Genomic DNA, 26,401 nt, shown 5'->3' with positions numbered 1-26,401 from the left:
TACTCCTCAATCAGCGGGTGTGATAGTATTTTTCGATGGTTTTTGCCAAGCTATCGGAAAACAGTAAAATCACAAAAATGATCAGGGTTAATATAACCCCTGGGATAATCACGAGCCACGGAGCCAAGTAAATCAGATCAATATATTCACGAATCATGGTGCCCCATTCAGGCAGAGGTGGCTGTGCACCAAGGGAGATAAAACTTAATGCACTAATATCGACAATCGCGAGAATAAAAATGCGACTGCCAAGGCGAATAAATTGTGGGATTAAATTTGGCAAAATAATGTGCTTTAACAAATAATGTTGTGATGCACCGTCTAAACGTAGCATTTGAATGTAATCTTTATGAATTTCACGCTGCAACATTTGATAGACTTGATGGATAAAATAAGGCAAAGATGCGAGCAAAATGGCTAAAATAGCATTGAGTAAACTTGGCTGCATCAGGGTTGCAATAACAATTGCCAATAATAAAATTGGAATAGAAAGAAACGCATCGAGAAAATGCCCGAGTATCCCGAAACTTAACCCTTTTCCGCTACCGGATAAAATGCCTAAAATGCCCCCGATGAACAATGTGAGAACGGTAACAAGCAACCCTCCACCAAAGGTATAGCGTAAACCATAAAGAATGCGGCTGAGTAAATCACGCCCTAAATCATCTGTTCCAAAGAAAAATGCCAATTTACCATTACGCGACCACGCGGGAGGCAAGAGTTCTTGTCCAAGGAATTGAGAGCCTTGAGCATAAGGTGCAAGAAAAGGCGACACTATCAATGCAATTAACAGTAGTGCTAGAATATAGCCACAAAATAATCCGATTTGGCGTTGTTTGAATAAGTGCCAAATATCACGTACTGGTGTAGTGTGACGAAAGTGTGCAGGATTTCTATCTGACATACCATCCCTTACGATTAAATGGATCGAGTAAAAACATAATGATTCCACCCAACGCATTAATAAATAAAATGAATAGACCAATAATCACAACGCCAGCCGAAATGGCATTATAGTCTTGTTGTTCTACGGCGTTGATGAGCCATTGCCCAATACCAGGCCAACTAAAAATCGTTTCAATGAGCATACACATCGCCAGCAACATCGTAAATGTATGGGTTAATTGTGGGATCATTGGAGCTAGTGTATTACGCAATAAAATACGATAAGCAATTTTCAGGCGTGACCAACCGCGAATCTCAGCAAATTTCACATAATTTTCGTGCAAAATTTGTTCGGCACGGTATTGGGTTGATTGAATAATCTCCATCAATGGCGCAATCATCAAAACCAAAACGGGCAACAATAAGTGTTGGAACACATTTTGAATCATTTTGGTACGATAAGGGCTATCCATAAACCATACATCGATCGCAGCAAATCCAGTGATACTGTTAATTTCATACAGCGGATAATATTGCCCAATGGCGGAAATTTCCCATTGACGGCTGGCAGCGACATATAAAACGATAGGTGCAATCCAAAAAATCGGCAATGCAATACCAAATGAAGCACCAAAGCGAATGATTCTGCCGCACAACTGATTGCGATAAAATGCACCTAGAAAGCCAATCGGTAAACCAAATAATAAGGCCAATGCCAGTGCAAGAAAACAAAGTTCAATTGTCGCAGGCAAAACAGAGCGAATTTGCTCCGATAGCGGTTGCCCATCAATGTAACTAATCCCAAAATCTCCCTGCAAAAGTCGCACAACATAGTCATAAAAACCATTAAAAAAGTGCGGTTGTGCTAAGACGTCATTGAGCGGATCGCGTAATAAAATATGAAAGCTGATAAAAGACAGAATCAGCAACGTGATAACCGTAAGCAAGGCTTTGCGAAAGAGATAATAAAACATCAGTTGCCCTTACGTTTTATGGTTAACTCTGAAAATTGAATGCTGCCCAGTGGCTGCATTTTCAGTGATTCAACCCGTTTATTATATAGCATAATGCGATCAGCATTGGCGATAGGAATTAGCGGAAGCTCATGTAGTGCTAAGCGTTGAGCTAATTCATAGTTGCGTGCCCGTGATTCCAGCGCATGACTTTTCAGTGCATCGCTTAATAGCATATCAAAAGTGCGGTTACACCAGTTGCTCACATTGTTGCTGTGAGCAGAGCTACTGCACCCGAGAATAGGTTGCATAAAGCCATTAGGATCAAGGCTGCCTGTTAACCAACCGCCTAAAATAATGTCATAATTGGCTTCGTCTTTCTCGATTAAGTGCTCAAACTCAGTGCGTTGAATGTAGCGCATATTGACCTGAACGCCAGCTTGGCGTAAATCATAGCGGATAATTTCAGCCATTTTAATAGGGCTAGGATTATAAACACGATTATCCGTCAGCACCCAAAAATTCAATGATAAATGTTTATCTGAAAGTGCGGTTTTGGCTTTATCAGGGGCGTAATCATAGTGAAATTGTGACAGTCCAAACTGGGCAGCCCATGAGCTTGGTGGAATGATTGAATTAGCCACTGTTGCGGCGTTAAAAAAGATACGTTCAACAATACGTTTGCGATTAATTGCCTGAGCAATGGCTCGGCGTGTTGCAACGTCGCTGACCGCACTTTGATGGACATTAAACGCTAAAAATGCCAAATTCATTCCCTCAATTTTTGCGGCATGGAAACGCCGATTGCGTAGCAAATTGTTAATTTGGCTTGGTTCAGGGTATGCCATAATATCACACTCGTTGTTGAGCATTTTTTCAAGCCGCCCTGAGTGACTAGTGGAGAGATCGATGACGATATTCTCAATGTGAGCAGGCTTGCCCCAAAAATCTGTATTGCGTTTTAGTCGGACATATTGGTTGCGAAAATAGGCATCCACTTGATACGCTCCTGTTCCTATGGGTAGGGTATCGAGTTGGGCAATATTGTCGTCAGTGCTTAATTGTTGAGCATATTCTTGGGATAAGATCACAGCATATTGGCTTGCGAGGTGTTCTAAAATCGACGCATCAGGGGTAAATAATTCAATTTTGACTAAATACGGATTAACCGCAGTGACGGCTTTAATTTTTTTATCAAAATCAATACTATCAAAGTATGGATAGCGATTTTCCTTCGCAAAATCATAATAAATACGATATTGCGGATTATTGCTGGTGGTGTGCGTTGTTTTTTCGAGCGTAGGGAAGCCTTTTAATCGCCCCAGCACACGGTTTAAGGAAAAGACCACATCATCAGCATTTAGCTCGCGTGTTGGCGTAAACCACGCTGTTTGATGAAATTTTACGCCTTTGCGTAGCTCAATCATTAAGGTTTTGCGATCGGCTGAAAGCCGATAATGCTTGGCAAGCACACCGCTGACCTCTTTGCGTTGGTTGTTTTTTATCTCAAATAACTTGTTATATATCTGTTCCGCCACCATATTCATAGATGTACCCACATCAACGGTCTGTGGATTAAAAGAAAATCCTGTGGAATGGGTACAATAGATCAAGCCGTTATCGCTAATGCTCGTCGGCACGCGTGGCGCACTGTGAGCCGTTAGCACAAAGCCTGACAGCAGTAGTGGTAAAGTAAAAGAGGTAAAAAAACAGCGCATTTATCATTTATGTTTTAACTTCGTATAGGGTAATTGTAGTTTATCTTGAGAAATTTTGCTATTTTCTCGTAATAGGAATACAAACGGTTTATTTGAATGGAGGAGTTGCAATGATTTTTAACATTCTCGCATTGTCGGTCATTGCGTTTATTGGCTGCCTAATGGTACTACCGCTGTGGTTATATCGCCATTATAAAGGTAAGCAGCATATCAATTTGGGGGTAAGCCAAGAAGACTTAAACCAGCTCACCGCACTTCAACGGGAGTGCAAAGCTCTGCGTACGCGGGTGGAAAATCTTGAGGCGTTATTGGATTATCACCAACCCCATTGGCGTGAAACGCAATAAGGCAGGAGGATTTATGTTATATCGTTACCCACAACAAGGTATGATTGCCGGAGTATGTGCTGGCATTGCGAAATCATCGGGCTTGGAAATATGGGTTGTACGCACGATTGCTGTGGTATTATTTTTATTTGGTGGATTTTTCTTTGTGCCATTGGCCTATCTTGCCGGCGTATTTATGCTTGAAAAAGCCCCCGATCACTATTTTGAACAACCTTACTCTCAGCAGCTATTCAACGGCACTCCATTGGCGGGTGGGCAGGCAAGTCATGCCAAACTTGCTGAGCTTGAGATGCAACTTTCTAGCCTGAAACAGCGTGTCAGTACGCTGGAAAATTATGTTAATTCATCGCACTTTAGATCAGAGAACGCCTAATTATGTTAAGCAAACTGCAACGTGAAGTGGAAGATTTCGTCAACCGAGGGCTTGACCGTTCGTTAAATCTTGCGGTCACGGGATTAAGCCAAAGTGGTAAAACGGCCTTTATCACCAGCCTGGTCAACCAACTGTTGACTTTAAATCAGACGAATGGGGCTCATTTACCGTTTTTTGCACCCGCACGGCGTGGTGATATTGTAGCCGTTAAACGCGTGGAACAAGAAAATTTGAGTATCCCACGCTTTGATTATGAAGCGAATATGGCAAGTTTGCGGCAAAATCCACCACAGTGGTGTCAGTCCACACGGGGCATTAGTGCTATTCGCCTTGCTATTCGCTACCGTCATAGCAAAAGTTTATTACGTCATGTTAAATCAGAAAGCACGTTATATCTCAATATCTTAGATTATCCTGGCGAGTGGCTGTTGGATTTACCTTTACTGGGGCTCGATTTTAAAGCGTGGTCGCAAAGCCTACAAACTATACATTCAGGCGTGCGTCTTACGCTCGGTGAAAAATGGCAAAGTGCGGTTGAGCAGCTTGATTTAAGTGCAAAGGCGAATGAAGACGTGCTGGCGACATTGGCGGGGCTTTACACCGATTTTCTCCACCAGTGTAAAGCACAGGGATTGCATTATATTCAGCCAGGGCATTTTGTCCTGCCAGGCGAATTGCAAGGTGCACCAGCGTTGCAGTTTTTTCCTCTGCTAACATTGAGCGAAGCACAGTGGCAAGCCTATGAAAAAAGCGATAAGCATAGCTATTTTTCAATACTCAAAAAACGCTATGAGTATTACCGTAACACGATTGTTAAAGGCTTTTACGAACGCTATTTTAGTCAGTTTGATCGTCAAATTATTTTAGCAGATTGTTTAACGCCCTTGAATTATAGTCAACAAGCGTTTATGGAAACGAAAGAAAGTCTGCGGCAATTATTCAGTAATTTTCACTACGGGCAACGCTCTTTATTAAGCCGATTATTTTCGCCACAAATAGACAAATTGCTGTTTGTGGCAAGCAAAGCGGATCACATTACCGCCGATCAAATCCCAAATTTAGTGGCGTTAATGCGACAATTAATGCAAGAGGGCGGGCAGCATATGAATTTTATTGGCGTTGAGAATGATTACGCGGCCATTGCCGCCGTGCGTGCCACCACGCCAGTATTAGTGGAAGAGGGCGGCGAAAAAATGAAAGCATTGCAGGGAGTACGCAGCCGAGATGGCAAGCCAGTTGTTGTGTTTCCAGGAAGCGTGCCAGCGCGTCTGCCGACAGCCGACTTTTGGGAAAAGAACCATTTTGAATTTGATCAATTTGAACCGCAAGCACTGATTGATGGCGAACGCATACCGCACTTGCGTATGGATAGTGTATTACAGTTTTTGCTTGCCGATAAGTTGGAGTGATATGGATAAAAAATATTTTACGTTGCCAGCCGATAATGAACACAAAACGGACGATTTTAAGGCAAAAAAAGAGTTTGAGGCAGCAAAAGTTACGCCCGATTTGAGTGATGAAACACCAATCGAAACACAATTTGAACGGATTGCAACGCCTAAGCCACGCTGGTGGAAACGCCTCGTCAGTGCGATTATTGTTCTTTTTTTAGGGGCGACGGTGGCGCAATCGGTGCAGTGGATTATTGATAGTTATTCTCATAATCAATGGATCACACTGGTGTTTGCGATCGTGACTTTCGGCGTAGTTTGCCTAGGATTAACCGCACTTTGGCGTGAATATTGGCGGTTACGCACCTTACGTCGCCGTGCCCAAATACAGCAGGAAAGTGAACAACTTTTGCATGCCCCGACCGCACTTGGTGCCGATAATGAACAAGCACGCAGGCTATGCCATGCCATTATTCACAATATGCAACTTTCCCCCGACGATGCTCGTGTGTTACGTTGGCAAGAGCAAGTCAGCGATGAGCATAGTGCAACGGAAGTGCGTTTTTTATTTTCGCAGAACATTTTGCGTGATCTTGATAAACAAGCTCGCAAATTAGTGAGCAAAAGTGCGGCGGAATCGGCTGTGATTGTGGCAGTCAGCCCGCTGGCGATTGTGGATGTGCTGTTTGTGGCGTGGCGTAATTTGGCATTAATCAACCGCATTGCTAAGCTCTACGGCATTGAGCTTGGCTATTTTAGCCGCATTCGTCTATTGCGCATGGTGCTGGTGAATATGGCATTTGCGGGGGCGACGGAATTAGTGCATGAAATTGGCATGGATTGGCTGTCAAAAGATCTTATGGCGAAACTCTCTGCCCGTGCAGCGCAAGGCTTGGGGGTAGGCTTGTTGACTGCGCGATTAGGCATCAAAACCATGGAATTTTGCCGCCCATTGGCGTTTATGCCTGATGAGAAACCACGCTTGAGCATTATCCATCAAGAGCTTTTGGGCGTGATTAAAGATACCATGTTCAAACACAATAAAAGTGCGGTCAGCGAGCACGAATATCGTTAAACTCGACCGCACTTTGTATGAAAAGTGCGGTTTGGCTTATTGAATGCGTGCAAAAGCACGGTCAAGATCGGCGATCAGATCGTCGACATCTTCTAACCCGATATGAACACGGATTAAGGTGCCTTGCAGTGTGCGTGTAATGCCTGGGCGGATACGGGCAATTTCGCTTGGTTGATTGTATAAAATCAACGATTCAAATCCGCCCCACGAGTACGCCATCGTGAACAGTGAAAAGTGATCGAAAAAGCGTTCAAGCTCTTCATGAGTTAACGTGCGGTTTAATTCAAATGAGAATAGCCCACTAGCCCCGATAAAATCACGTTTGAAGCAGCTATGCCCTGGGCAGCTTGGCATAGCGGGGTGAAATACGCGTGCGACTTCCTCTCTTTCACTGAGCCATTTGGCAACGGCTAGGCTGTTCTTTTCATGTTGTGCTAACCGCACTTTTAAGGTGCGCAGCCCACGCAAGGTGGTGTAAGCACTATCGGCGTCTGCCATTTGCCCCATTAAATAGGCCTGCTCACGCAAGGTATCCCATGTGCGCGCATTAGCCACAGCAGTACCGATCATTACATCAGAATGCCCCACCAAATATTTGGTGCCCGCTTGAACAGAAATATCGACCCCGAATTTTAGTGCAGGGAAGAGTACACCCGCCGCCCATGTATTATCCATAATAATGACAATCTCAGGATTGACCGCTCGTGCCGCTTGCACAATCGCAGGAATATCAGGCACTTCAAGAGTAAGGGAGCTTGGCGATTCTAAAAAAAGCACCCTGGTTTCAGGGCGAATTAGCTTGGCAATCTCAGCCCCATCCATCGGGTCATAAAAGGTGGTTGATACGTTAAAACGTGCGAGCACTTGCTGGCAAAATTCTTGGGTTGGCTCGTAGGCGGCACCACTGACAAGCAGGTGATCACCGCTTTTCACAAACGCTAAAATCGTGTTGGTTACCGCCGCAGCCCCACAGGGGAACAGGTAACAACCCGCACCACCTTCCAGTTCACACATGGCATCTTGCAGTGCAAAATGGGTCAACGTGCCACGGCGTCCATAAAATAACGCTTTGTTCGCACGATTTTTGGTCGCCTCTTTTTTTTGTGCAAGGCTTTCAAAGGTCAGTGATGACGCACGTTGCACCACAGGGTTGACCGCACTTTGCGTGTAACGTTTATCACGCCCAGCATGCACCACGCTGGTTGCTAGTTGACTTGTTTTTTTCTCTTGCATAAATACCTCTTTTGCAACATCATAGCATTACAATAATCGTTAATTTTCCATTGTGCAAGGATTGGCGGTTAATTGGAAAAATCTATTGCTAAAATAGATTTCGTGTAGGGATTTTTGATCAAAAGTGCGGTATAATGATTTGATATAAAGCAGCAATGCTTTTCTCAAGGCGCAAGCCAAACTTACGTTAAAACAGGAGAAATTATGGTTTTAGTTACTCGTCAAGCCCCTGATTTTACAGCGTCTGCTGTATTAGGCAATGGTGAAATTGTTGATAACTTCAACTTCAAAAAACACGTTGCAGGCCGTGCAGCAGTGGTATTCTTTTACCCACTTGACTTCACCTTTGTGTGCCCATCTGAGCTAATCGCATTCGACCACCGTTATAAAGAATTCCAAGATCGTGGCGTGGAAGTGATTGGTATTTCAATCGACTCACAATTTACCCACAACGCATGGCGTAAAACTCCGACCGACAAAGGCGGTATCGGTGAAGTGCAATATCCACTCGTTGCTGACGTGCGTCACGACATCGCCAAAGCATTCGGCATTGAGCACCCAGAAGCGGGCGTGGCATTACGTGCCTCATTCCTTATCGACAAAAACGGCGTGGTTCGCCACCAAGTGGTTAATGACTTACCATTAGGTCGTAACATTGACGAAATGTTGCGTATGGTTGACGCACTTCAATTCCACGAAGAACACGGCGAAGTGTGCCCAGCACAATGGGCGAAAGGCAAAGAAGGTATGAAAGACAACCCAGACGGCGTTGCGGCATACCTCAAGAAAAACGCCAACGACCTATAATCGTCAAACATTTAAAAACCACGCCAAGGCGTGGTTTTTTTGTGCGTGAAGGAAAGTGCGGTTGACCGCACATTTATGCCCTATTAATCACGGCTTTAGTGGCGGCGATTTTGGCGTCGGCGTAAGCGACAACGTCTTTAATAACCAATTTTTGCACGGCAGAAATTAGGGTTTGCATGTAGTCGTAGTCGGGTGCGCCGTTTTTTTCAGGCAGCCACATTTCAATATCTAAACTTTGTGAACTACGGAGTTTTTTACCGTATGAGAAACGTCCTGCTAATGTTCGGCTCATGGCAGCGGTGAAAAATAGCATGGTTTCTTTGGTGTAATGATTTTTATCATGCCAGTAAACGCCCGTATCATCGCCTGCACCAAAGGCATAATTGCGATAAAACGTATTGCCAAAAATATCAACGGTAATGGCGTTAGTGGGAAAACTGGCAACGGGGTTGGATATGTAGTTGACCACGCCCGTATTGGTTGTGCCTGCCATAACAAAGGGGAGGCTACCTGAAAGTTGGTCTTCTTTTTTCAATCTTCTGCCTTGTTTGATTTGGTTGAATATTTGGTCGAAACGGAATTTTTGCCATGCTCTACCCCCCCTACCATATCTGATGCGAACTCGTCAATTACTTTCTGCTCACTAGCAGAAAGTTGCGTATTTGTGAGCCCTGTGGCGAGCAAATACGCTTCGAGCTCCGCGACGCGGAGTGCTTCGAGCTCCGCGACGAAGCGCTCGATAAATTCAAAATCAATTTGATTGATATAATCTTGATAGGCTTTGTCAACCGCACTTTGGTGGTCTGTATCGGCATTTTCTCCGCTGAAATCGGTTTTTTCAGACGGCCTCAAGGGTTGGTATTCAATACCGTGTTTCAAGGGAAGTTGGATTTTTTGCTTGCTTAAAATTTCTACGTTAAAACTTGAGCTACCCCATGAAAAGGTGCTGAACGTTTTTTCCATCAGCGTCAAAATAAATTGAGCATTTTTAGCACTCAAAAATCCTGTTTTGGCTTTGACAATTTTAATTTTATCACCCGTAAAATAGGGGGTTTTTTGATAAAAAACGGTGGCGGTATCTTGTCCAAGCGATATGGTATTGCCATCATTTAAATAGCATTCGTTTTCTTTCAGGTAGCCTTTAATGCCGTTATTTTGTGAGGTGCGGACAACATAGGGATAGCCTGTTTCAGAGAGCGTAATTTTATTGGCATCAAAGCGTTTAGCTGATGTTTCTATTTCAAACAAATCCCCAATTTTAAATTCGCCCCACTTAACTGCTTGTAATTGTGCGGTTAAGTGGGTTTCCGCTTTCCCAGTTTGGCATTTTCCGTATTTTGTCCTTTTAAGATATTCGAGACCTCCCACGCGAGATACTCACTGACAGTTTTTTTGAAATCGGCAAGCGTCGGGCGGGTGTCAATTTTTTTGTGTTGGTCAAAGTTCCAGTCGGCGCCGCTATCGGTGATGAAGTCTTCAACATAGATGTCGTTTAAATGCCATAGCCCTTCGTGGACTTTCGCCGCAAGACCGGCTTTGTAGATTTTGATGATGTCTTGGTAGCGCGCGTTGGGCGAGTCGATTTCATTTAGGCTGCGTTCGGTGCGTTTGTAGCCATCGTTGCGAAAGTCGATGAATTTGACTGATCTTTCAAAGTCATGCGGTGTGTGCGCTTGGAAAACATAAATACTGGTTTGCACGCCTGCCATGGGTTGAAAGAGGTCGGTTGGCATTTTAATGCTGGCGAGCAGAGTGTGTTTTTTCAACATTTTCTGATTGGTGTTAACGGCTTTGCAGCTGCCTGCGCTGTCTTGAATGATAATTGCGCCCAGTCCGCCTTTTTGCAGTTTATCCAGCCCGTGCGCGATGAAGGGCATGCCGTTTTCTTCAAAGCTAAAAGGGGGATTGAGCAAAATGCGGTCGGCTTTGAAATCGGTAAATAGATTTTCGGGGCGGTTGAAGGCGCTGCCTTTTTCAATTTTGCTCGAGCCGTCGCCGCGTAAAATCATGTTGGTGGCGGCGAGGGTGTACATTTCGGCGTTGAGTTCGATGCCAAGCAGTTGTTCGGTTTTGATGGTGTGGATTTTCTTTTGTGCGGCGGTGGTGTGTCTGCCGTGTTTATTTTCGGCTTGTTCGATCATCAGCTCCATAGCGCTAATTAAGAAGCCAGCCGAACCAGTGGCAAGGTCGAGCACACGGTTATCCATGCCGATGTTGAGGATTTGTGCCATCATTTTGGTGACGTATGGCGGGGTCAGCACAATGCCAATTTCTTTGCCGTCGCCAAGTGCGTATTTGAGAAATTCGGAATACATTTCACCCATGATGTCGATGTGCCCAGCCATTCCATCAATGGATTGGTAGATGTTTTCAAAGATGAAGGTGAAGATTTGTTTGTTGGTGCTTGCTTTGTCTTTAAGCAGCGTGCTGACGGCTTTATCGAGCTCCGTGATTTCATCACGCTGGCTGTCTTTGCTGATTTCACTGAATGAGGCAAGCATGAGACTTTTTTTGGTTTCAGGAATGTTTTTTGCAGTGAGATATTCCTTAATTTGTTGAGAGATGAGTATGCCATCACGCTTGCTGGCGGTTTGCGTGCCTTTGAGATCGTCTGGCGTGAGTCCTTCTTGAATGATGTTGTCGTTTGTGTCTTTGATGTCTTGCATCGCCAGCAACATGCCTGACACATATAACACCCGTTGCGGCGCTGTGATGTTGTGGTTGTGCATCAGTTTGTTGAGCTTTTTGGCGTATTCTTTGAGTTTTTGCTGACTGGTGATGAGAATGCGGTGTTTATCGGCTTCGCTAAGTTTGGCGGCTTGATAGAATTCGGCGAAACTTTGTTGGTTTTCCAAAAAGTCTAGCGTGGTAACGGTGGGTAGCGCTTTATGGGCGTTTTCGGCATTACCAAAGACGTAATAGACTTTGATAGCAATATTGCTGCTGTCATCGCCCGCACAGCCAATGGCAATCACTTCTTTGTATTTGTTGCTGGCAATCATATTGCGCGCATAGTGCAAGGCACCGTTAACGGCATAGGCATTGATGGATTTGTCGTCTGTTTTGATGCCGTCTTTGGTTTCAGCAAGCAACTTTTTGAGAGACAGTTTGTTTTCAATAATGACGGGAACAGCGTATTTTTCGATGTGAAAGTCGGGTTTACCAAAGGCAGTTTTGTCTTTGGTTTTGGCAGAGCCTTTCAAGGCTTCTTTCAGATAATCCGACATGGCGGATTCTTCGTTGTAGTCAGTGTGTTTTTTTAAACCGAGCGTATTTAATTGTTGTTTAACCCAGTCGTTCACATCGGTTTCTAATTTCCATTTTTGCCTTGTATTTGCCATTGCACGCCCTTAACAGCTTGTAATACTGAATATTATATAAAACTGCAAGGTTTATAGCCTATTTAACAGTGCATTGCAAGCAGATTATCAAGTGCGGTCTTGCACAAAAATTTGCTATACTAGCACCATGTAAAAGTGCGGTGTTGAGGGACGTTGAGTATGGATAATGTTGATCAAGCAGAAGTGGAAAAGTTTAACAAAATGGCGGCGAGTTGGTGGGATCCAGAAGGGGATTTTAAGCCGATTCATCGCCTTAATCCGAAACGATTGGACTATATTTGCGAGTATGCGGATGGGATTGTCGGGAAGCGGGTGTTGGATGTGGGCTGCGGGGGCGGTATTTTGAGTGAGAGCATGGCTCGCTTGGGAGCACAGGTGGTGGGTATTGATATGTCGCCACAGCCACTTGCTATCGCTCGTGAACATGCCAGCATGCAAGGGCTGAAAATTGATTATCGTCAGCAAACGATTGAAAGCTTGGTGGCTGAGCAAGGCGAGAAATTCGATGTTATTACCTGTATGGAAATGTTAGAACATGTGCCAGACCCAAGTGCGGTTGTGCGTGCGTGTCAACAGCTACTTAAGCCAAATGGCGTGTTGTTTTTTTCCACGATTAACCGCACTTTTAAGGCGTGGATGCTGGTGGTATTGGGTGCGGAGTATGTTTTGAAAATGTTGCCGAAAGGCACGCACGATTATGACAAATTTATCAAGCCTGCTGAGTTGTTGGCGTGGTGTGATGATAATCGCTTGCAATGCGTGAATATGCGAGGTTATCACTATAACCCACTTTCAGGGCAGTTTTGGCTGAATGAGGATGTGAGTGCAAACTATATGATGGCACTGAAACCAAAAGTGTGACCGCACTTTTAAAATTACGTTTTATTTTCTTATTTTCCGTATTAAATTTGCTAAAATAGGTTCATAATATCGTCAGCTCAATTCAGTAATGTTAAGGATCAGTTATGGCTCAATACTATGCTGGTGCGCGTGTATTTGATAATGGCGCACTGTTAGAAGGTTATGCTTTAGTTGTAGATGAGGGAAAAACTCAGAAACTCGTGCCAGAAAGTGCGGTTCCAGAAGGGGCGCTAGTCAAACGCCTCAAGGGCGGCATTTTGACCCCAGGGTTTGTGGAAACCCAAGCCAATGGCGGTGGCGGTGTGCTGGTCAATGATCAGTGCGATTATGAAGGATTGTCCAAAGTGTTGGCGGGGCATCGTCAATACGGTACAGTGGCAATGCTGCCGACCTTTATTACCGATAGCCAAGAGAAATATCACCAAGCCATTGCCAGCGTGGCAAATTTGGTGAAAGCGGGCATGAAAGGGCTTGTTGGTGGACATTTTGAAGGGCCATTTTTGTGTGTAGAGAAAAAAGGGACGCATAATCCCCGCTATATTCGCATTCCAGATGAAAAGGATTTTGCGTGTTATGAAAAATATGCCGAGTATTTGCAACACAGTATTCTTTCCCTTGCGCCAGATCAAGTTCCAGCGGGTACAATTGCACGAATTAAGCCATTTATTCCACAAATTAATCTCGCTCACAGCATGGCGACAGCAGAAGATTTGCTGGCTGCGCGTGCAGAAGGGCTGACAGGGATTACTCACCTCTATAATGCTATGCGTCCGTTAAGTGGGCGTGATCCAGGACCAATTGGTTGTGCTGCTGATTTGGGGCTTTATGCTGGCATTATTGCTGATGGTGTACACAGCAGCCCATATTCTTTAGCGACAGCATATCGTTTACTAGGGGATCACCATTTAATGTTAGTCACGGATTCAATGCACACGATTGGCGCACCAGAAATCACAGAATTTGACTTGATGGGCGTGAAAGTGTTTGTGAAAGAAGATCGCCTCGTCAACGAACACGGTTCTCTTGCAGGTGCGCATATTAATTTATTGCAATGTGTGCAAAATGCAGTGCGTTATATGCACGTTGATATTCGTAGTGCGTTGCGTATGGCAGTGTCAACGCCTGCACATTATGTGGGCAGAGCCGATTTGGCAACGATTGTTGCGCGTGATGTGGATGATGTGATTTATCTCACCGATGGCGAATTCGCGTTAGCGGATTGGCAATAATAAAAATCGGATAATCAAACCGCACTTTATAGTAAAAGTGCGGTTTTTTTTGTGCAGTTATTTCATTATTTTGAAAAAGCGTAAAATCCAAATCAGCACGGCAGCACCGAGTACGCCGAAGAATAAGCCTGCAAATGAGAAACTCCCTGCCATATACGCAGAGTCAAAACCAAGAATAGTGCCAAACAGCCAGCGGCCAAGTGAAGAACCAATGATTCCGATGATGATATTCATCAACAGCCCCATATCGCTTTTCATCAATTTTTCTGCGATCCAACCAATCAAAGCACCCACGATAATTGCGGCAATCCAGCCCATAGTATTCTCCTTTCAATGTTATAAAAATGTGATCTTTATCACATAATATTTATAGCATAATTTAGTTAGAATGCAAAAAATTATACTTATTATTTGTGCTGGCAGATAGAATTTCGTAGCACAAGGATGGGTTCAAATTGAATAATGCGATTTTCACGCTGTGGGTGGTTTATTTTATCTAATAAAATTTCCACTGCATTTTTTGCCATGGTGTTTTTCGGTTGATGAATGGTGCTTAGGGGAGGGGTGAGGTATTGCGTCATGTGAATATCATCATAACCAATGATGGAAATGTCTTTTCCAACCTGTAAGCCAGCTTGCCAGATAGCGTGATAAGCACCAATAGCAATCGTATCAGAGCAGGCAAAAACTGCACTTGGGCGTGGGCTTTGTTGTAGGAGTGTGTGCATATTTTTGATGCCACTTTCTACGCTGAAATCCCCTTCAAGAATCAAAGCGTGATTAAGTGCAATGCCCGACTCACAAAGTGCGGTTTTATAGCCTTGTAAGCGATTGAGGGCGATTGATTTGTTCAGATTTCCTGTGATAATAGCAATGTGTGTATGTCCGTGTTCTATGAGCGTTTTTGTTGCTAAATAGCCGCCATATTCCGAATTTTCGTGAATTTTATCTGCACGAAGTGGGGTAGGCCACCAATCCATAATAACGATAGGCAAAGTTAAGCGTTGATATAATTGCTCATCAATTTTCCAGTCACTTTCAGAACACATTAGCAATAGGCCGTCAATTTGTTTGCGAATTAGCGTATCGACATTTTTGCTTAAGCGTTGTGTATCGCCATCGGTATAAGAGAGAATTAAATTATAGTGATTACGCTGACAATAGCGTTCAACGCTGCGAATCATCTCGCTGAAAAAAGGATTATCGCTTGCGGTAACCAACATGCCAATGGTATTGGTTTCTTTTATTTTGAGGCTACGCGCCAGTGATGATGGTGTGTAGTTTAATTCTTGAACCACACGCAAGACTTTTTGGCGCACTTCATCGCTGACATAACGTGTATTATTCATTACGTGCGAAACGGTGGAGGTCGAAACCTGCGCCAGTTTCGCAATATCTTTCATTGTTGGCATGGTGCATTCATTTTAGTTAAAAACGTATTCACTTCTTGACGCGTCGGTATCGAAGGCTGTGCACCAGCTCGAGTGACAGAAATTGCCGCCGCAGCATGTGCAAATCGAATCGCCTCATCAAGATTATCATGTTCTAAAAGTGCGGTCAAAAATGCACTGTTAAAAGTATCTCCAGCCGCTGTGGTATCTTTTGCTTCAACTCTAAAACCTTTAATTAACCTTGCATGATGGTTGTAGATGCTGAGAAATACACCTTTCGCCCCTAGTGTGATCATGACAATATTAATACCTTTATGATGAAGATAATCTGCTGCATTTTGTGCGCTGGATGGATCGTGGACGTGTATCCCTGTTAGGATTTCCGCTTCAGTTTCATTCGGCGTGATAATGTCAATCTGGGCAAGTAATTCATCTGGTAGAGCTTGAGCTGGGGCGGGGTTGAGAATCACTTTCGTGTTATGGTGTTTGGCAATATGAATGGCTTGCGTGATGCCACTTAATGGCGTTTCTAACTGTAATAATAACGCATCAGCATGATGAATAGCAGCTTGGCATTTGGTAACAAAATCGCTATCTAACGCGGCATTTGCGCCAGAGGCAATCACAATGCTGTTTTCGCCAGAGTGGGCAACTTGGATCATGGCGATGCCTGTCATCGTGTTTTTGACCGTTTGAATGTAGTCTGTTGTGATGCCATCTTTCTCAAAGGCTTTTTTCATCGCGTGTGCGATAGCGTCATCACCGAGACATGCGATAAAATCAGTTTTTGCCCCGAGTCTGGCGCAGGCAACGGCTTGATTTGCACCTTTACCGCCATAGGCAATATGATAGTGCTGGCCACGCAGTGTTTCCCCTGGTTTAACAAAGTGCGGTACGTTGATAATATGATCAACATTGATACTTCCCAATACACAGATGTGTGCTTGCTTTTTCATGTTAGCTCCTTGAGATGAAAACCGCACTTTTAGATCAAAGTGCGGTTTTGGCAGATTATTCAGTAACCACTTTTAACGGAACAGGAATTTTCGCCTCAACCTGTTCACCTTTGAGGACTTTATCTGCTGTATCAACACCCAGTTGCCCAATCACATCGGGTTGTTGTGCAATGGTTGCTGCTAATTTTTTGGCTTTTACGGCACGCAGTGCGTCGTCTGTTCCATCAAAGCCAACTACAATAACCTCTTTTTTTGCTGATTGTAAGGCGCGTAATGCCCCTAGTGCCATTTCATCATTTTGTGCGAAGACGGCTTGCACATCGCCATGACTAGCTAGTAAGTTTTCCATGACATTAAGACCTTTGGTGCGGTCAAAATCCGCAGGCTGCGAGGCGAGCAGATTAAATTGGTGTGCTTTCACCGCTTGGGCAAAACCTTCTCCGCGTTCACGCGCTGCTGATGTGCCTGCGATGCCTTCTAATTGAATCACTTTGGCGTTATCACCTAATTTTTCAGCTAAAAAGTCCCCCGCTAATTTCCCGCCAGCCACGTTGTCTGAAGCGATATGGCTGACGACCTCGCCTTTTGCTGCACCGCGATCCAGTGTGATAACAGGAATGCCTTTTTTATTGGCACGAATAACTGCATTGGCAACGGCTTGAGAATCAGTTGGGTTAATGAGCAAGACTTTGGCTCCTCGCACAAGAATATCTTCGACATTGGCTAATTCTTTAGCGGGATCATTTTGTGAGTCTAACACAAGCAAATTGTAGCCTAGTTTGTCGGCTTCTTTTTGTGCGCCCTCTTTTAAGGTGACAAAAAATGGATTGTCTAGTGTTGATACGGCAAGAGCGATGGTTTCTTTTGCGACCGCACTTGTGCTAATGGCAAGCCCCATGAGTAGTGTTGAGGCAATGGTTGTCAGTTTTTTCATAGTAATCTCCTTTGAGGTGAGTGAGAATTTATGCTTTGGCTCTACCAAGGTAGTTATCTGCTAATACGGCAGCAAGAATGACGAGAGCTTTGGCAATCATTTGGTAATACGATGAAATATCCAGAATATTGAGCGCATTATTTAAAAAACCAATAATTAATGCACCAATCAGTGTGCCCATGACACGCCCTTTTCCACCCATTAAACTTGTGCCTCCCACAACAACGGCGGCAATAGCATCTAATTCATAGCTGACACCAGCGGTCGGTTGGGCTGATGAAAGGCGTGAGGTGACAATGAGTCCTGCTAAGGCGGAGAGTAGGCCACAAACCGAAAAAACAAACAGTTTAATGCGGGTAACATTGATACCAGACAGTCGCGTTGCTGCTTCGTTTCCGCCCAGTGCGTAGATATAACGCCCCATGCGAGTGTGTTGCAGGATATACCACGCAATCAGAAATACGAACGCCATAATCCAAATGGGAACAGGGATACCGATAAAATAGCCACTGCCAATCCAGTTGAATAATTCAGCATTGTCTGAAAAACCTGTACTGATAGGGCGACCATCTGTGTAAACCATCGTTACACCACGCAATAAGGTCATTGTGACTAAGGTAGCAATAAAGGCTTGCACATTGCCTTTGGCAACAATGAGCCCGCTGATGCCACCAAGTAATAAGCCGCTTAATAAAACGAGTGGGATGACGATAAAGACAGACATATCGACACTGATCATCGAGGCGGCAAATGCGCCAGTTAAGGCCAGCACTGAACCGACGGACAGATCGATACCTGCGATAAGAATGACAAAGGTCATCCCAACCGCAATAATGGCATTGACAGAGGTTTGCCGTAAAATATTCATTAAGTTATCTACACTAAAAAAGTGCGGATTTAGGGTAGAAACAATCGCAATGAGCAGTAATAGAGCAATAATAGAACGTTGCTCAAGCAAAAATGTGCCTAAGTGAAAGGATTTTTTATTAGCAGAAAGTGCGGTCATGTTATTATCCTCGTTATGATATTTTTCCAATAGCGGCGGCGAGTAATGCTTCTTGAGTTGCTTGTTGCCGTGTGAACTCACCTGTTATTCGTCCTTCGTGCATCACTAAAATGCGATCGCTCATGCCTAAAACTTCGGGCATTTCAGATGACACTAAAATGATGCTTAACCCTTGATCTTTAAATTGATTAATCAATTGATAAATTTCTTTTTTTGCCCCGACATCAACACCACGTGTAGGTTCATCTAAAATAAGGACATTAGGGCGAGTGATCAGCCCCTTAGCAATCGCCACTTTTTGTTGATTGCCGCCTGAAAGGAGACCAACTTCTTGTTCTCGTTTAGGGGTTTTTATATTAAAAAGGCGGATAAAATCATCCACGGTGAGGTGCTCTTCTTTTTTATTGATATAGCCAAAGACACAAGAAAAATAGTCAAGTGCGGGTAAGGTCATATTTTCTTTAACTGACATGCCCAATATTAAGCCATCGCCTTTTCGGTCTTCAGAAATATATACAATGCCATTTTTCAGCCCATCTTGGGCAGAACGAATGTGAATGACCTTTCCATTTAGGGCTATTTCACCCGCACTTTTAGGTAGTGCGCCATAGATAACTTTCATCAGCTCACTACGCCCAGCTCCCATCAGCCCAGAAATGCCAAGAATTTCTCCTTGATGAAGCGTAAAATTCACATCGTGAACACCACTGCCGCTGAGATGTTTAACCTCAAGGGCTATTTTTCCAATCGGTTTTTCCAGATGAGGATAGCGATCATCTAAACGACGACCGACCATTAATTCAATTAAGTGATCTTCATCTAATTGATTGACGGGTTTTTCAGCAATAAATTCTCCGTCGCGTAAAATCGTGACATCATCGCAAATTTCAAAAATTTCTTTTAAGCGGTGGGAGATATAAACAATGCCACGCCCTTGAGATTTTAATTCATGAATAATGTTAAATAGACTTTCGGTTTCTGTATCGGTCAACGCATCAGTGGGTTCGTCCATAATGATAATATGAGATTCAAAGCTAAGGGCTTTTGCGATTTCCACCATCTGTTTATCGCCGATAGACAATGAGCCTGCCAATGTGGAACTGGCATGCTTTACGCCCAATTTTGCTAATAAACGATCGGCTTGTGCGTACATTTCTGTCCAATTAATACGACCAGAAGGGTGGACAAATTCACGCCCAAGAAAAATGTTTTCGGCAATGGTTAAATTATCAATAATATTCAATTCTTGATGAATAATACTGATGCCAGCTTCTTGAGAATGTTTAGGATTATCGAAAATAACCTCTTTGCCTTGATAGTGAATCACGCCGCTGTCTTTGTGATAAATCCCTGTCAACACTTTCATCAGTGTTGATTTGCCCGCACCATTTTCCCCTAACAGCGCCATCACGCGCCCAGGGTAAACATTCAGGCAAGCGTTATTTAACGCTTTTACACCAGGAAAGGCTTTATTGATGCCTTGAATATGTAAAATAGGGTTAGACATTATCCGCTCCTAAAATGGCACGCCAGAATGTAAAATAATGTTGGCATAAGGTGTACATTCGCCCGTGCGAATAATGCCTTTTGCCTGCTGTGTTTGTTGTTTAAATATTGCGTGGGTAACATAGGTAACTGAAATTTTACGCTGCTGTTGCTGTTCTATCAGGGTTAGTAGTGTTAATAGCTGGGTGTGCATGGCAGGGCTGTGCTGTTTAATTTCTTCTGCAATAACCGCACTTTCAATAAAAAGCTCGCTGGAAACGGCTTGCACTGTTTGTATAAACGATGGAACGCCTGACGTTAGTGCCAGATCAATTCGGGTGGAATGCGTTGGAATTGGCAAACCTGCATCGCATATCACAAGGCTATCCGTGTGCCCGAGACTGGCAATCAGTGATGAAATAGGTTGATTTAAGAGGGCTGTTTTTTTCATTATGCTGTCATCCTTATACTTTCATCGAAACGTTTCGATAGAAGTGTACAGGGAACGAAACAGCAGGTTAAAGTGCTTTGTTTCGAATTTGTGATGTATATCAAATTATTTTAGCGGAGCATAAAAACCGCACGTTAAAGTGCGGTCGTATTTGCAATGGAGAGAACGGTTTCTTTGAGGAGGTTTGCACCTGCTAACACATCGTGCCAGTGGCTATTTTCTAAAGGATTATGGCTAATGCCCTTAATAGAAGGAATAAAAATCATTGCACTTGGGCAGATAAGGGTCATATGCATGGCGTCATGCCCTGCACCACTTGGCATTAATTCATAGCGGTAATTTAGGCGTTCACATTGGCGAATGAGTTCATCTTGTAAGGCGGAATCTAACATAACAGGGCCATCTTTGGAGATGATCTCAAGTTCAATGCGTACGCCCCGCGTTGTTTCAATGGTGGTGATTTTTTGTTGAAGTGCGGTGAGAATGGATTCTCGTGCGTCAAGATGGCAACCACGAATATCAATCAATAGCTCACAAAATCCAGGCACAACATTCATCACGCCAGGTTTTGCCGACATTTGTCCGACGGTCGCGACACTGCTGTGTTTGGCATTCACCGCACTTTGCTCCAGAGCCAATGCGATTTCACAGCCAGCTAATAGTGCATCATGGCGATATTGCATTGCGGTGGCACCTGAGTGATCAGCTTGCCCATAAATACGGGCAATGGCACGAATAGGTGCTGCGATGCCCGTTACAATGCCGATGGTTTTATGTTCTTGCTCAAGGAGCGGACCTTGTTCAATATGTAATTCTAAAAATGCGTGATAATGTTGCGGTTTACAACGTGCGGATTCAATGTTACCAAGGTTGAATCCAGCCTGTTGAATGGCATCAGGAAATGAGATGCCTTGCTCGTCGCTGAGGCTGGCGAGCTTCTCATGGCTGACAACATTACACATCACTTTGCTTCCTAATGTAGCAAAGCGGAAGCGACTTGATTCTTCACATGCAAATATAATCAGTTCCAGCGGGCGATGGGTGGGGATTTGATTTTCTTGTAACTGCAGTAAAATTTCAAATCCTGCAATGCAGCCTAGAACACCGTCGAATTTACCCGCATCAATAACAGAATCTAAGTGCGATCCAAATGCAACTGCTGGTAGGTTATTATCACGTCCATCACGGCGGATAAAGGCATTGCCAATAGCATCTATTCTGGTCGTTAGCCCATTTTGCTGTGCGATGGAGAGCACATAATCTCGTGCCTGGATATCTTCGGGAGAATACGCTAAACGAGTGATGTTGTGAGGATGACAAGAAAATGTGGCAATTTTTTCTATCATTGTTCGCATTCTTTTAATATTCATAAGGTTATTCTCCTTTAAATGTTCAAAATGTGATCTAAAACAGTATAAGTGAAGATATATTTTAGTAGAATCAAATTGACGTTAATTTCGTTGTTTTTACAAAAACAATTGATAAAAAAGGAGGCTTTATGGATTATGGAAATATGATTATTGCCGTTTTAGGGGTTGTAACAGCCATTATTTTATTAATCAAGAAATACGATACGCGTGCAGTATTGTTTGGCGTTGGGTTATTGATGGCGGTGTTGGCTATGAACCCGATGGGGGCATTAGAAGCTTTTTCAAAAAGTATGACAAGTGCCAACTTAATTATGGCAATTTGCGCCAGTATGGGGTTTGCTTATGTGATGAAATTTACGGAATGTGATATTCATTTGGTTCATCTTTTAACAAAACCGCTGGGCGGATTGAAATTTTTCCTTATTCCTATTGCAACGATTTTGACCTTTTTTATCAATATTGCGATTCCGTCAGCGGCAGGCTGTGCGGCGGCAGTTGGGGCGACGCTTATTCCTGTATTAATCGCTGCGGGGGTTCGTCCAGCAATGGCGGGGGCGGCTATTTTAGCAGGAACATATGGTTCGATGTTAAGTCCAGGGTCATCACATGCTGCAATTATTAGTGAATTTGTTGATATGTCGATTGCTGAAATTCATATGGTGCATGCGCCATATACACTAACTGCAGCCGCGATTGGCACAGTTACATTAACTATTCTTGCGATTATTTTAGGGGATTACGGGCAAAAGTTTAGGGATGAATATAAAGAAAAGAATAAAGAAGCAGAGTCTCACGTCTTGAAAGTCAATATATTGTACGCATTAGCTCCTTTGGTGCCATTGGTTATTTTGATCATCGGTGGAACGAGCTTAAATCAAGTTGAGTGGCTTGCGTGGACAAAAATGAAAGTGCCTGAAGCCATGCTAATCGGTGCGATTTATGCGGTATTAGTAACCAGAACATCACCAGGAAAAATTACCGATCAATTTTTTAAAGGAATGGGAAATTCTTATGCAGATATTATGGGGATTATCATTACCGCAAGTGTTTTTGTAGCGGGATTAAAAGCGACAGGCGCAATTGATTCTGCAATTAACTTTTTGAAAGATTCCAATGAATTTGTACGCTGGGGAGCAACAGTAGGTCCATTTTTGATGGGTATTATTACTGGCTCGGGGGATGCCGCAGCGATTGCATTTAATCGTGCCGTTACACCTCATGCACCAGAGCTTGGCTATGAATTTGTGAATCTTGGTATGGCGGCAGCCGTTGCTGGAGCAATTGGTAGAACAGCGTCACCTATTGCTGGGGTAACGATTGTTTGTGCAGGTCTTGCAGGTGTTAATCCGATTGATATGATCAAACGGACAGCACCAGGAATGGTATTAGCCATTATTTTCTTAGCATTGGTCATGCTATAAGTGAGGGAAAATGTTAGCGCAATTGATTCAATGGCGAAGAGAGTTCCATCGTTTTCCTGAAACGGGCTGGGCGGAATTTTTAACTACCACAAAACTCTGTGAACGGCTATCTAGCATGGGATTTGAAGTGCTAGTCGGGCGTAAAATTATTAACCCAGATTTTGTGCGCGGTCGTGTTGCTGCCGTTGTTCAACAAGGCTTAGACAACGCAATTACCGCAGGTGCAAATCCGCAATGGTTAGCAAAAATGGAGGAGTATACAGGCTGTGTTGCCATTTGGGATACAGGGCGTAAAGGACCGACCACCGCACTTCGGTTTGATATTGATTGCGTTAACGTGCATGAAACCCATAATGAGCAACACATTCCTAATCAAGAAGCATTTCGTTCACAACAGAATGGGCTAATGCACGCCTGTGGGCATGATGGGCATACAGCGATAGGCTTAGGTGTTGCCCAATGGATAAGTGAGAATGCCACACAACTTTCGGGAAAAATCAAACTGATTTTTCAGCCAGCGGAAGAAGGTGTACGGGGAGCGGCTGCGATAGCGGCAAGTGGTATTGTGGATGATGTGGATTATTTTGCAGGATCGCATCTCAGTTTTTGTGCTGATTCAGGCACGATTATCACCAATCCAACAAATTTTCTTTGTACAACGAAAATTGACTTGCGTTATCGCGGCAAACCCGCACACGCAGGAGCAAGCCCACATTTAGGGCAGAATGCACTCTTAGCAGCGGCTCACTGCGTCACGCAATTACACAGCATCTCACGCCATGGCGACGGTATGACACGCATTAATGTAGGTGTTTTTAATGCGGGGGAAGGGCGTAATGTCATTCCAAGTTATGCCCAACTTCAATTGGAAGTGCGGGGTGAAAATGCCAAGATTAATCAATATATGGTTGATAATGTGATGTCGATCGCACAGGGCATTGCGACTAGCTTTGGGGTTGAATTAGAAACCGAAGTGATGGGAGAAGCGGTCGATCTCATTAATGATGATGAACTGATAACGCTCATTGGTCAGATTGCGAAAAATACGCACGCCGTTCAAAATGTTGTTGAAAATCATCCGTTTAATGGTAGTGAAGACGCAACTATTTTGGGGAAACGGGTGCAGCAACATGGTGGAAAAGCGATTTATTTTATCGTAGGTGCGGATAGAACGGCAGGGCATCATCAAGCGGAATTTGATTTTGATGAGCGGCAGTTACTCACCGCATATGAAATTTATACCGCACTTTTACGGACATTAAATCAGTAACGTTTAAAATGCAAAAACCGCACATTAATGTGCGGTTTTTTGAAATATGGCGGAGGAAGTGAGATTCGAACTCACGGAGGGCTATCAACCCTCGCCGGTTTTCAAGACCGGTGCCTTCAACCACTCGACCATTCCTCCGTTGAAGTGGTGCAGATGATACAAACTTCGCCTTGCTAAGTCAACAAGGAATTAAAAAGAATTGTTTTGATTGCGGAAATAATATGCAAAGTGCGGTCAGTCTTAGTCATTTTGCGTATAAAAAAACCTGCCGAAGCAGGTTTTGAAACATAAAAGAGTTACGATTAGCGACGTAAACCTAAACGCTCAATAGTAGAAAGATACAATTGAACATCAGTACGTTTTAAGTAATCTAATAATTTACGACGGCGCGAAACCATACGCAATAAACCACGACGACCATGGTGATCTTTCTTATGAACTGAGAAATGAGCTTGTAAGTGGTTAATTTGTGCAGTGAGTAATGCGATTTGTACTTCAGATGAACCAGTATCTTTACCGTCACGACCAAATTCTGCGATAATTTTCGCTTTTGCTTCAGCACTTAGAGACATGTTAACTCCTAAATTAAGTTGGTTAAATACATCAATAGCCGATCTCTAGTTCAGCTATGACAGGCATGTGCATTCTACTGTGAGTTTACGCCCATTGCAAGCAACCTTTTCACGCTAACCGCACTTTTCAGCAATAAAAGTGTGGTTACATTCCCTTTCTCTCTTGATAACATCAGAAAAATATAGTATTGTAACGATTAAAATACATTGTATGTAATAAATTTTTTACAACAAAAAGAGAGATAGGAACAAACATGAACGCTGTACTCAATAAGGATATGCTGCACAATGTGAATATTGATGATGAGAAAATCCTGATCACACCATATGAATTAAAGGCGCAGTTGCCACTCAATGAGAATGAAAAACAATTTATTGCCAGCACACGTCAAGAAATTGCGGATATTATTCATAAGCGTGATAAACGCCTGTTGGTCGTGATTGGGCCATGTTCTATTCATGACCCAGAGGCGGCGTTGGATTATGCCAAACGTTTGAAAAAATTGGCAGATGAAATGAAAGATACCTTATATATTGTGATGCGCGTTTATTTTGAAAAACCACGCACAACAGTGGGGTGGAAGGGATTGATCAATGATCCACATTTAGATGGCAGTTTTGATGTGGAACATGGACTTTACACAGCCCGTAAACTTTTGCTGGATATTATCAAGTTGGGATTACCACTTGCCAGTGAGGCTTTAGATCCTATCTCGCCACAATATATGGCGGAGTTGTTCAGTTGGTCGGCAATTGGGGCGCGCACGACGGAATCGCAAACACACCGTGAAATGGCATCAGGGTTATCAATGGCCGTTGGCTTTAAAAATGGCACCGATGGCGGTTTGGATGTTGCTGTCAATGCACTTAAAGCGGCGTCACAGGGGCATCGCTTTATTGGTATAAACCAAAAAGGGCAAGTGAGTTTACTGCAAACTGCGGGGAATCGTGATGGGCATGTGATTTTACGTGGCGGTAAAACCCCGAATTTTGAACCGCACTTTGTTAAAGAATGTGAGCAAATTTTGGCACAAGCAGGGTTAGAGCAGTCGATAATGATTGATTGTAGCCATGGGAATTCGAATAAAGATTACACTCGCCAAGCAATCGTAGCGGAAAGTGCGGTTGAACAAATTTGTCAAGGGAATCAATCTATTACTGGCTTGATGATTGAAAGTAATATTCACGCAGGTAATCAAAATGCCGATGTACCACGCTCACAACTCAAATATGGCGTATCGATCACCGATGCCTGTATTGATTGGGAAACTACGGAAAGCCTGTTAAAATCCTTACATCACAAATTAGTTGACCGCACGTTGTAAGGGGAGA

At 43.6% G+C, this 26,401-nt stretch carries 26 protein-coding genes and 1 tRNA gene; 10 read left to right on the top strand and 17 right to left on the bottom strand.

The genetic code is table 11. The features are described 5' to 3' along the window. Positions 1 to 10: 10 nt before the first annotated feature. Genes HPC40_RS01665 through HPC40_RS01655 form a run of 3 tightly spaced genes read right to left on the bottom strand, consistent with a single transcriptional unit; the run spans position 11 to position 3,556 of the window. The gene (locus HPC40_RS01665; protein WP_208117747.1) at positions 11 to 904 is read right to left on the bottom strand and encodes an ABC transporter permease subunit; all 894 of its coding nucleotides are present in this window, start codon (positions 902 to 904) and stop codon (positions 11 to 13) included. Beyond that, complete coding sequence (locus HPC40_RS01660; RefSeq protein WP_208117746.1) at positions 894 to 1,859, bottom strand: ABC transporter permease; 966 nt, start codon at positions 1,857 to 1,859, stop codon at positions 894 to 896. Before HPC40_RS01660 ends, HPC40_RS01665 begins: the two co-directional genes overlap by 11 nt. Then, positions 1,859 to 3,556 (bottom strand): ABC transporter substrate-binding protein, encoded by a 1,698-nt coding sequence (locus HPC40_RS01655; protein WP_208117745.1) that lies wholly within the window; start codon positions 3,554 to 3,556, stop codon positions 1,859 to 1,861. The genes HPC40_RS01660 and HPC40_RS01655 overlap by 1 nt, the downstream gene beginning before the upstream one ends. Before the next feature lie 110 nt (positions 3,557 to 3,666). Between HPC40_RS01655 and pspB the strand changes: the two genes are divergently transcribed. Genes pspB through HPC40_RS01635 form a run of 4 tightly spaced genes read left to right on the top strand, consistent with a single transcriptional unit; the run spans position 3,667 to position 6,742 of the window. Then, positions 3,667 to 3,903: an envelope stress response membrane protein PspB gene (gene pspB, locus HPC40_RS01650; RefSeq protein ID WP_208117744.1), complete on the top strand. Its 237-nt coding sequence runs from the start codon at positions 3,667 to 3,669 to the stop codon at positions 3,901 to 3,903. Between the two features lie 13 nt (positions 3,904 to 3,916). Beyond that, complete coding sequence (gene pspC / locus HPC40_RS01645) at positions 3,917 to 4,276, top strand: envelope stress response membrane protein PspC (RefSeq protein WP_208117743.1); 360 nt, start codon at positions 3,917 to 3,919, stop codon at positions 4,274 to 4,276. A gap of 2 nt (positions 4,277 to 4,278) precedes the next feature. Next, positions 4,279 to 5,685, top strand: a complete 1,407-nt coding sequence (locus HPC40_RS01640) for a YcjX family GTP-binding protein (protein WP_208117742.1) — start codon at positions 4,279 to 4,281, stop codon at positions 5,683 to 5,685. A 1-nt stretch (position 5,686) separates the two neighbouring features. Further along, a complete protein-coding gene (locus tag HPC40_RS01635; protein ID WP_208117741.1) occupies positions 5,687 to 6,742 on the top strand; it encodes a YcjF family protein in 1,056 nt (351 codons plus the stop codon). A gap of 36 nt (positions 6,743 to 6,778) precedes the next feature. Here HPC40_RS01635 and metC read toward each other — a convergent pair whose 3' ends face one another. Next, on the bottom strand, positions 6,779 to 7,975 hold the full coding sequence (gene metC / locus HPC40_RS01630; RefSeq protein ID WP_208117740.1) for a cystathionine beta-lyase: 1,197 nt from the start codon (positions 7,973 to 7,975) through the stop codon (positions 6,779 to 6,781). A 204-nt stretch (positions 7,976 to 8,179) separates the two neighbouring features. On the opposite strand from metC, the gene HPC40_RS01625 reads away from it, so the two are divergent. Beyond that, a complete protein-coding gene (locus HPC40_RS01625; protein WP_208117739.1) occupies positions 8,180 to 8,782 on the top strand; it encodes a peroxiredoxin C in 603 nt (200 codons plus the stop codon). A 73-nt stretch (positions 8,783 to 8,855) separates the two neighbouring features. On the opposite strand, the gene HPC40_RS01620 is transcribed toward HPC40_RS01625, so the two are convergent. The 3 genes from HPC40_RS01620 to HPC40_RS01610 are packed head-to-tail and all read right to left on the bottom strand — an operon-like array spanning position 8,856 to position 12,123. Then, a complete protein-coding gene (locus HPC40_RS01620) occupies positions 8,856 to 9,317 on the bottom strand; it encodes a hypothetical protein (protein WP_235972263.1) in 462 nt (153 codons plus the stop codon). Next, complete coding sequence (locus HPC40_RS01615; protein ID WP_208117738.1) at positions 9,314 to 10,150, bottom strand: restriction endonuclease subunit S; 837 nt, start codon at positions 10,148 to 10,150, stop codon at positions 9,314 to 9,316. Before HPC40_RS01615 ends, HPC40_RS01620 begins: the two co-directional genes overlap by 4 nt. Then, positions 10,078 to 12,123 (bottom strand): HsdM family class I SAM-dependent methyltransferase, encoded by a 2,046-nt coding sequence (locus HPC40_RS01610; protein ID WP_208117737.1) that lies wholly within the window; start codon positions 12,121 to 12,123, stop codon positions 10,078 to 10,080. The genes HPC40_RS01615 and HPC40_RS01610 overlap by 73 nt, the downstream gene beginning before the upstream one ends. Before the next feature lie 159 nt (positions 12,124 to 12,282). Here HPC40_RS01610 and ubiG point away from each other — a divergent pair, with 159 nt between their 5' ends. Together ubiG and HPC40_RS01600 are read left to right on the top strand one after the other, a co-directional pair. Further along, the gene (gene ubiG, locus HPC40_RS01605) at positions 12,283 to 12,984 is read left to right on the top strand and encodes a bifunctional 2-polyprenyl-6-hydroxyphenol methylase/3-demethylubiquinol 3-O-methyltransferase UbiG (protein WP_208117736.1); all 702 of its coding nucleotides are present in this window, start codon (positions 12,283 to 12,285) and stop codon (positions 12,982 to 12,984) included. 104 nt (positions 12,985 to 13,088) lie between these two features. Then, entirely contained in the window at positions 13,089 to 14,213 is a 1,125-nt protein-coding gene (locus HPC40_RS01600) for an N-acetylglucosamine-6-phosphate deacetylase (protein ID WP_208117735.1), read from the top strand. A 57-nt stretch (positions 14,214 to 14,270) separates the two neighbouring features. Here HPC40_RS01600 and HPC40_RS01595 read toward each other — a convergent pair whose 3' ends face one another. The 8 genes from HPC40_RS01595 to HPC40_RS01560 form a co-directional block, all read right to left on the bottom strand. After that, positions 14,271 to 14,531 (bottom strand): GlsB/YeaQ/YmgE family stress response membrane protein, encoded by a 261-nt coding sequence (locus tag HPC40_RS01595; RefSeq protein ID WP_208117734.1) that lies wholly within the window; start codon positions 14,529 to 14,531, stop codon positions 14,271 to 14,273. 89 nt (positions 14,532 to 14,620) lie between these two features. Beyond that, the gene (locus HPC40_RS01590) at positions 14,621 to 15,625 is read right to left on the bottom strand and encodes a substrate-binding domain-containing protein (protein WP_208117733.1); all 1,005 of its coding nucleotides are present in this window, start codon (positions 15,623 to 15,625) and stop codon (positions 14,621 to 14,623) included. Then, positions 15,613 to 16,560 carry a ribokinase gene (gene rbsK / locus HPC40_RS01585; protein ID WP_208117732.1) on the bottom strand — a complete coding sequence of 316 codons (948 nt, stop codon included), beginning with the start codon at positions 16,558 to 16,560 and terminating at the stop codon, positions 15,613 to 15,615. The genes HPC40_RS01590 and rbsK overlap by 13 nt, the downstream gene beginning before the upstream one ends. A 55-nt stretch (positions 16,561 to 16,615) precedes the next feature. Next, complete coding sequence (rbsB, locus tag HPC40_RS01580; protein WP_208117731.1) at positions 16,616 to 17,494, bottom strand: ribose ABC transporter substrate-binding protein RbsB; 879 nt, start codon at positions 17,492 to 17,494, stop codon at positions 16,616 to 16,618. Positions 17,495 to 17,522: 28 nt separating this feature from the next. Beyond that, positions 17,523 to 18,500 carry a ribose ABC transporter permease gene (rbsC, locus tag HPC40_RS01575; RefSeq protein WP_208117730.1) on the bottom strand — a complete coding sequence of 326 codons (978 nt, stop codon included), beginning with the start codon at positions 18,498 to 18,500 and terminating at the stop codon, positions 17,523 to 17,525. A 13-nt stretch (positions 18,501 to 18,513) separates the two neighbouring features. After that, a complete protein-coding gene (gene rbsA / locus HPC40_RS01570; RefSeq protein ID WP_208117729.1) occupies positions 18,514 to 20,007 on the bottom strand; it encodes a ribose ABC transporter ATP-binding protein RbsA in 1,494 nt (497 codons plus the stop codon). Between the two features lie 9 nt (positions 20,008 to 20,016). After that, on the bottom strand, positions 20,017 to 20,436 hold the full coding sequence (gene rbsD, locus HPC40_RS01565) for a D-ribose pyranase (protein ID WP_208117728.1): 420 nt from the start codon (positions 20,434 to 20,436) through the stop codon (positions 20,017 to 20,019). A gap of 134 nt (positions 20,437 to 20,570) precedes the next feature. Then, the gene (locus HPC40_RS01560) at positions 20,571 to 21,806 is read right to left on the bottom strand and encodes a Zn-dependent hydrolase (protein ID WP_208117727.1); all 1,236 of its coding nucleotides are present in this window, start codon (positions 21,804 to 21,806) and stop codon (positions 20,571 to 20,573) included. Between the two features lie 128 nt (positions 21,807 to 21,934). Here HPC40_RS01560 and dcuC point away from each other — a divergent pair, with 128 nt between their 5' ends. After that, entirely contained in the window at positions 21,935 to 23,227 is a 1,293-nt protein-coding gene (gene dcuC, locus HPC40_RS01555; protein ID WP_208117726.1) for a C4-dicarboxylate transporter DcuC, read from the top strand. Positions 23,228 to 23,237: 10 nt separating this feature from the next. Beyond that, positions 23,238 to 24,497, top strand: a complete 1,260-nt coding sequence (locus HPC40_RS01550) for a M20 family metallo-hydrolase (protein WP_208117725.1) — start codon at positions 23,238 to 23,240, stop codon at positions 24,495 to 24,497. A 47-nt stretch (positions 24,498 to 24,544) separates the two neighbouring features. On the opposite strand, the gene HPC40_RS01545 is transcribed toward HPC40_RS01550, so the two are convergent. Further along, a tRNA-Ser gene (locus HPC40_RS01545) sits at positions 24,545 to 24,635 on the bottom strand. Between the two features lie 164 nt (positions 24,636 to 24,799). Next, complete coding sequence (rpsO, locus tag HPC40_RS01540) at positions 24,800 to 25,069, bottom strand: 30S ribosomal protein S15 (protein ID WP_208117724.1); 270 nt, start codon at positions 25,067 to 25,069, stop codon at positions 24,800 to 24,802. 254 nt (positions 25,070 to 25,323) lie between these two features. Between rpsO and HPC40_RS01535 the strand changes: the two genes are divergently transcribed. Continuing rightward, the gene (locus HPC40_RS01535; RefSeq protein ID WP_208117723.1) at positions 25,324 to 26,394 is read left to right on the top strand and encodes a 3-deoxy-7-phosphoheptulonate synthase; all 1,071 of its coding nucleotides are present in this window, start codon (positions 25,324 to 25,326) and stop codon (positions 26,392 to 26,394) included. Positions 26,395 to 26,401: the final 7 nt, after the last annotated feature.

Source organism: Spirabiliibacterium falconis, assembly GCF_014885015.1.
In the GTDB taxonomy this organism is placed as follows: Bacteria; Pseudomonadota; Gammaproteobacteria; order Enterobacterales; family Pasteurellaceae; genus Spirabiliibacterium; species Spirabiliibacterium falconis.
The sequence above is the reverse complement of the archived record's forward strand: the minus strand, read 5'-3'. Positions and strand labels throughout refer to the sequence as shown.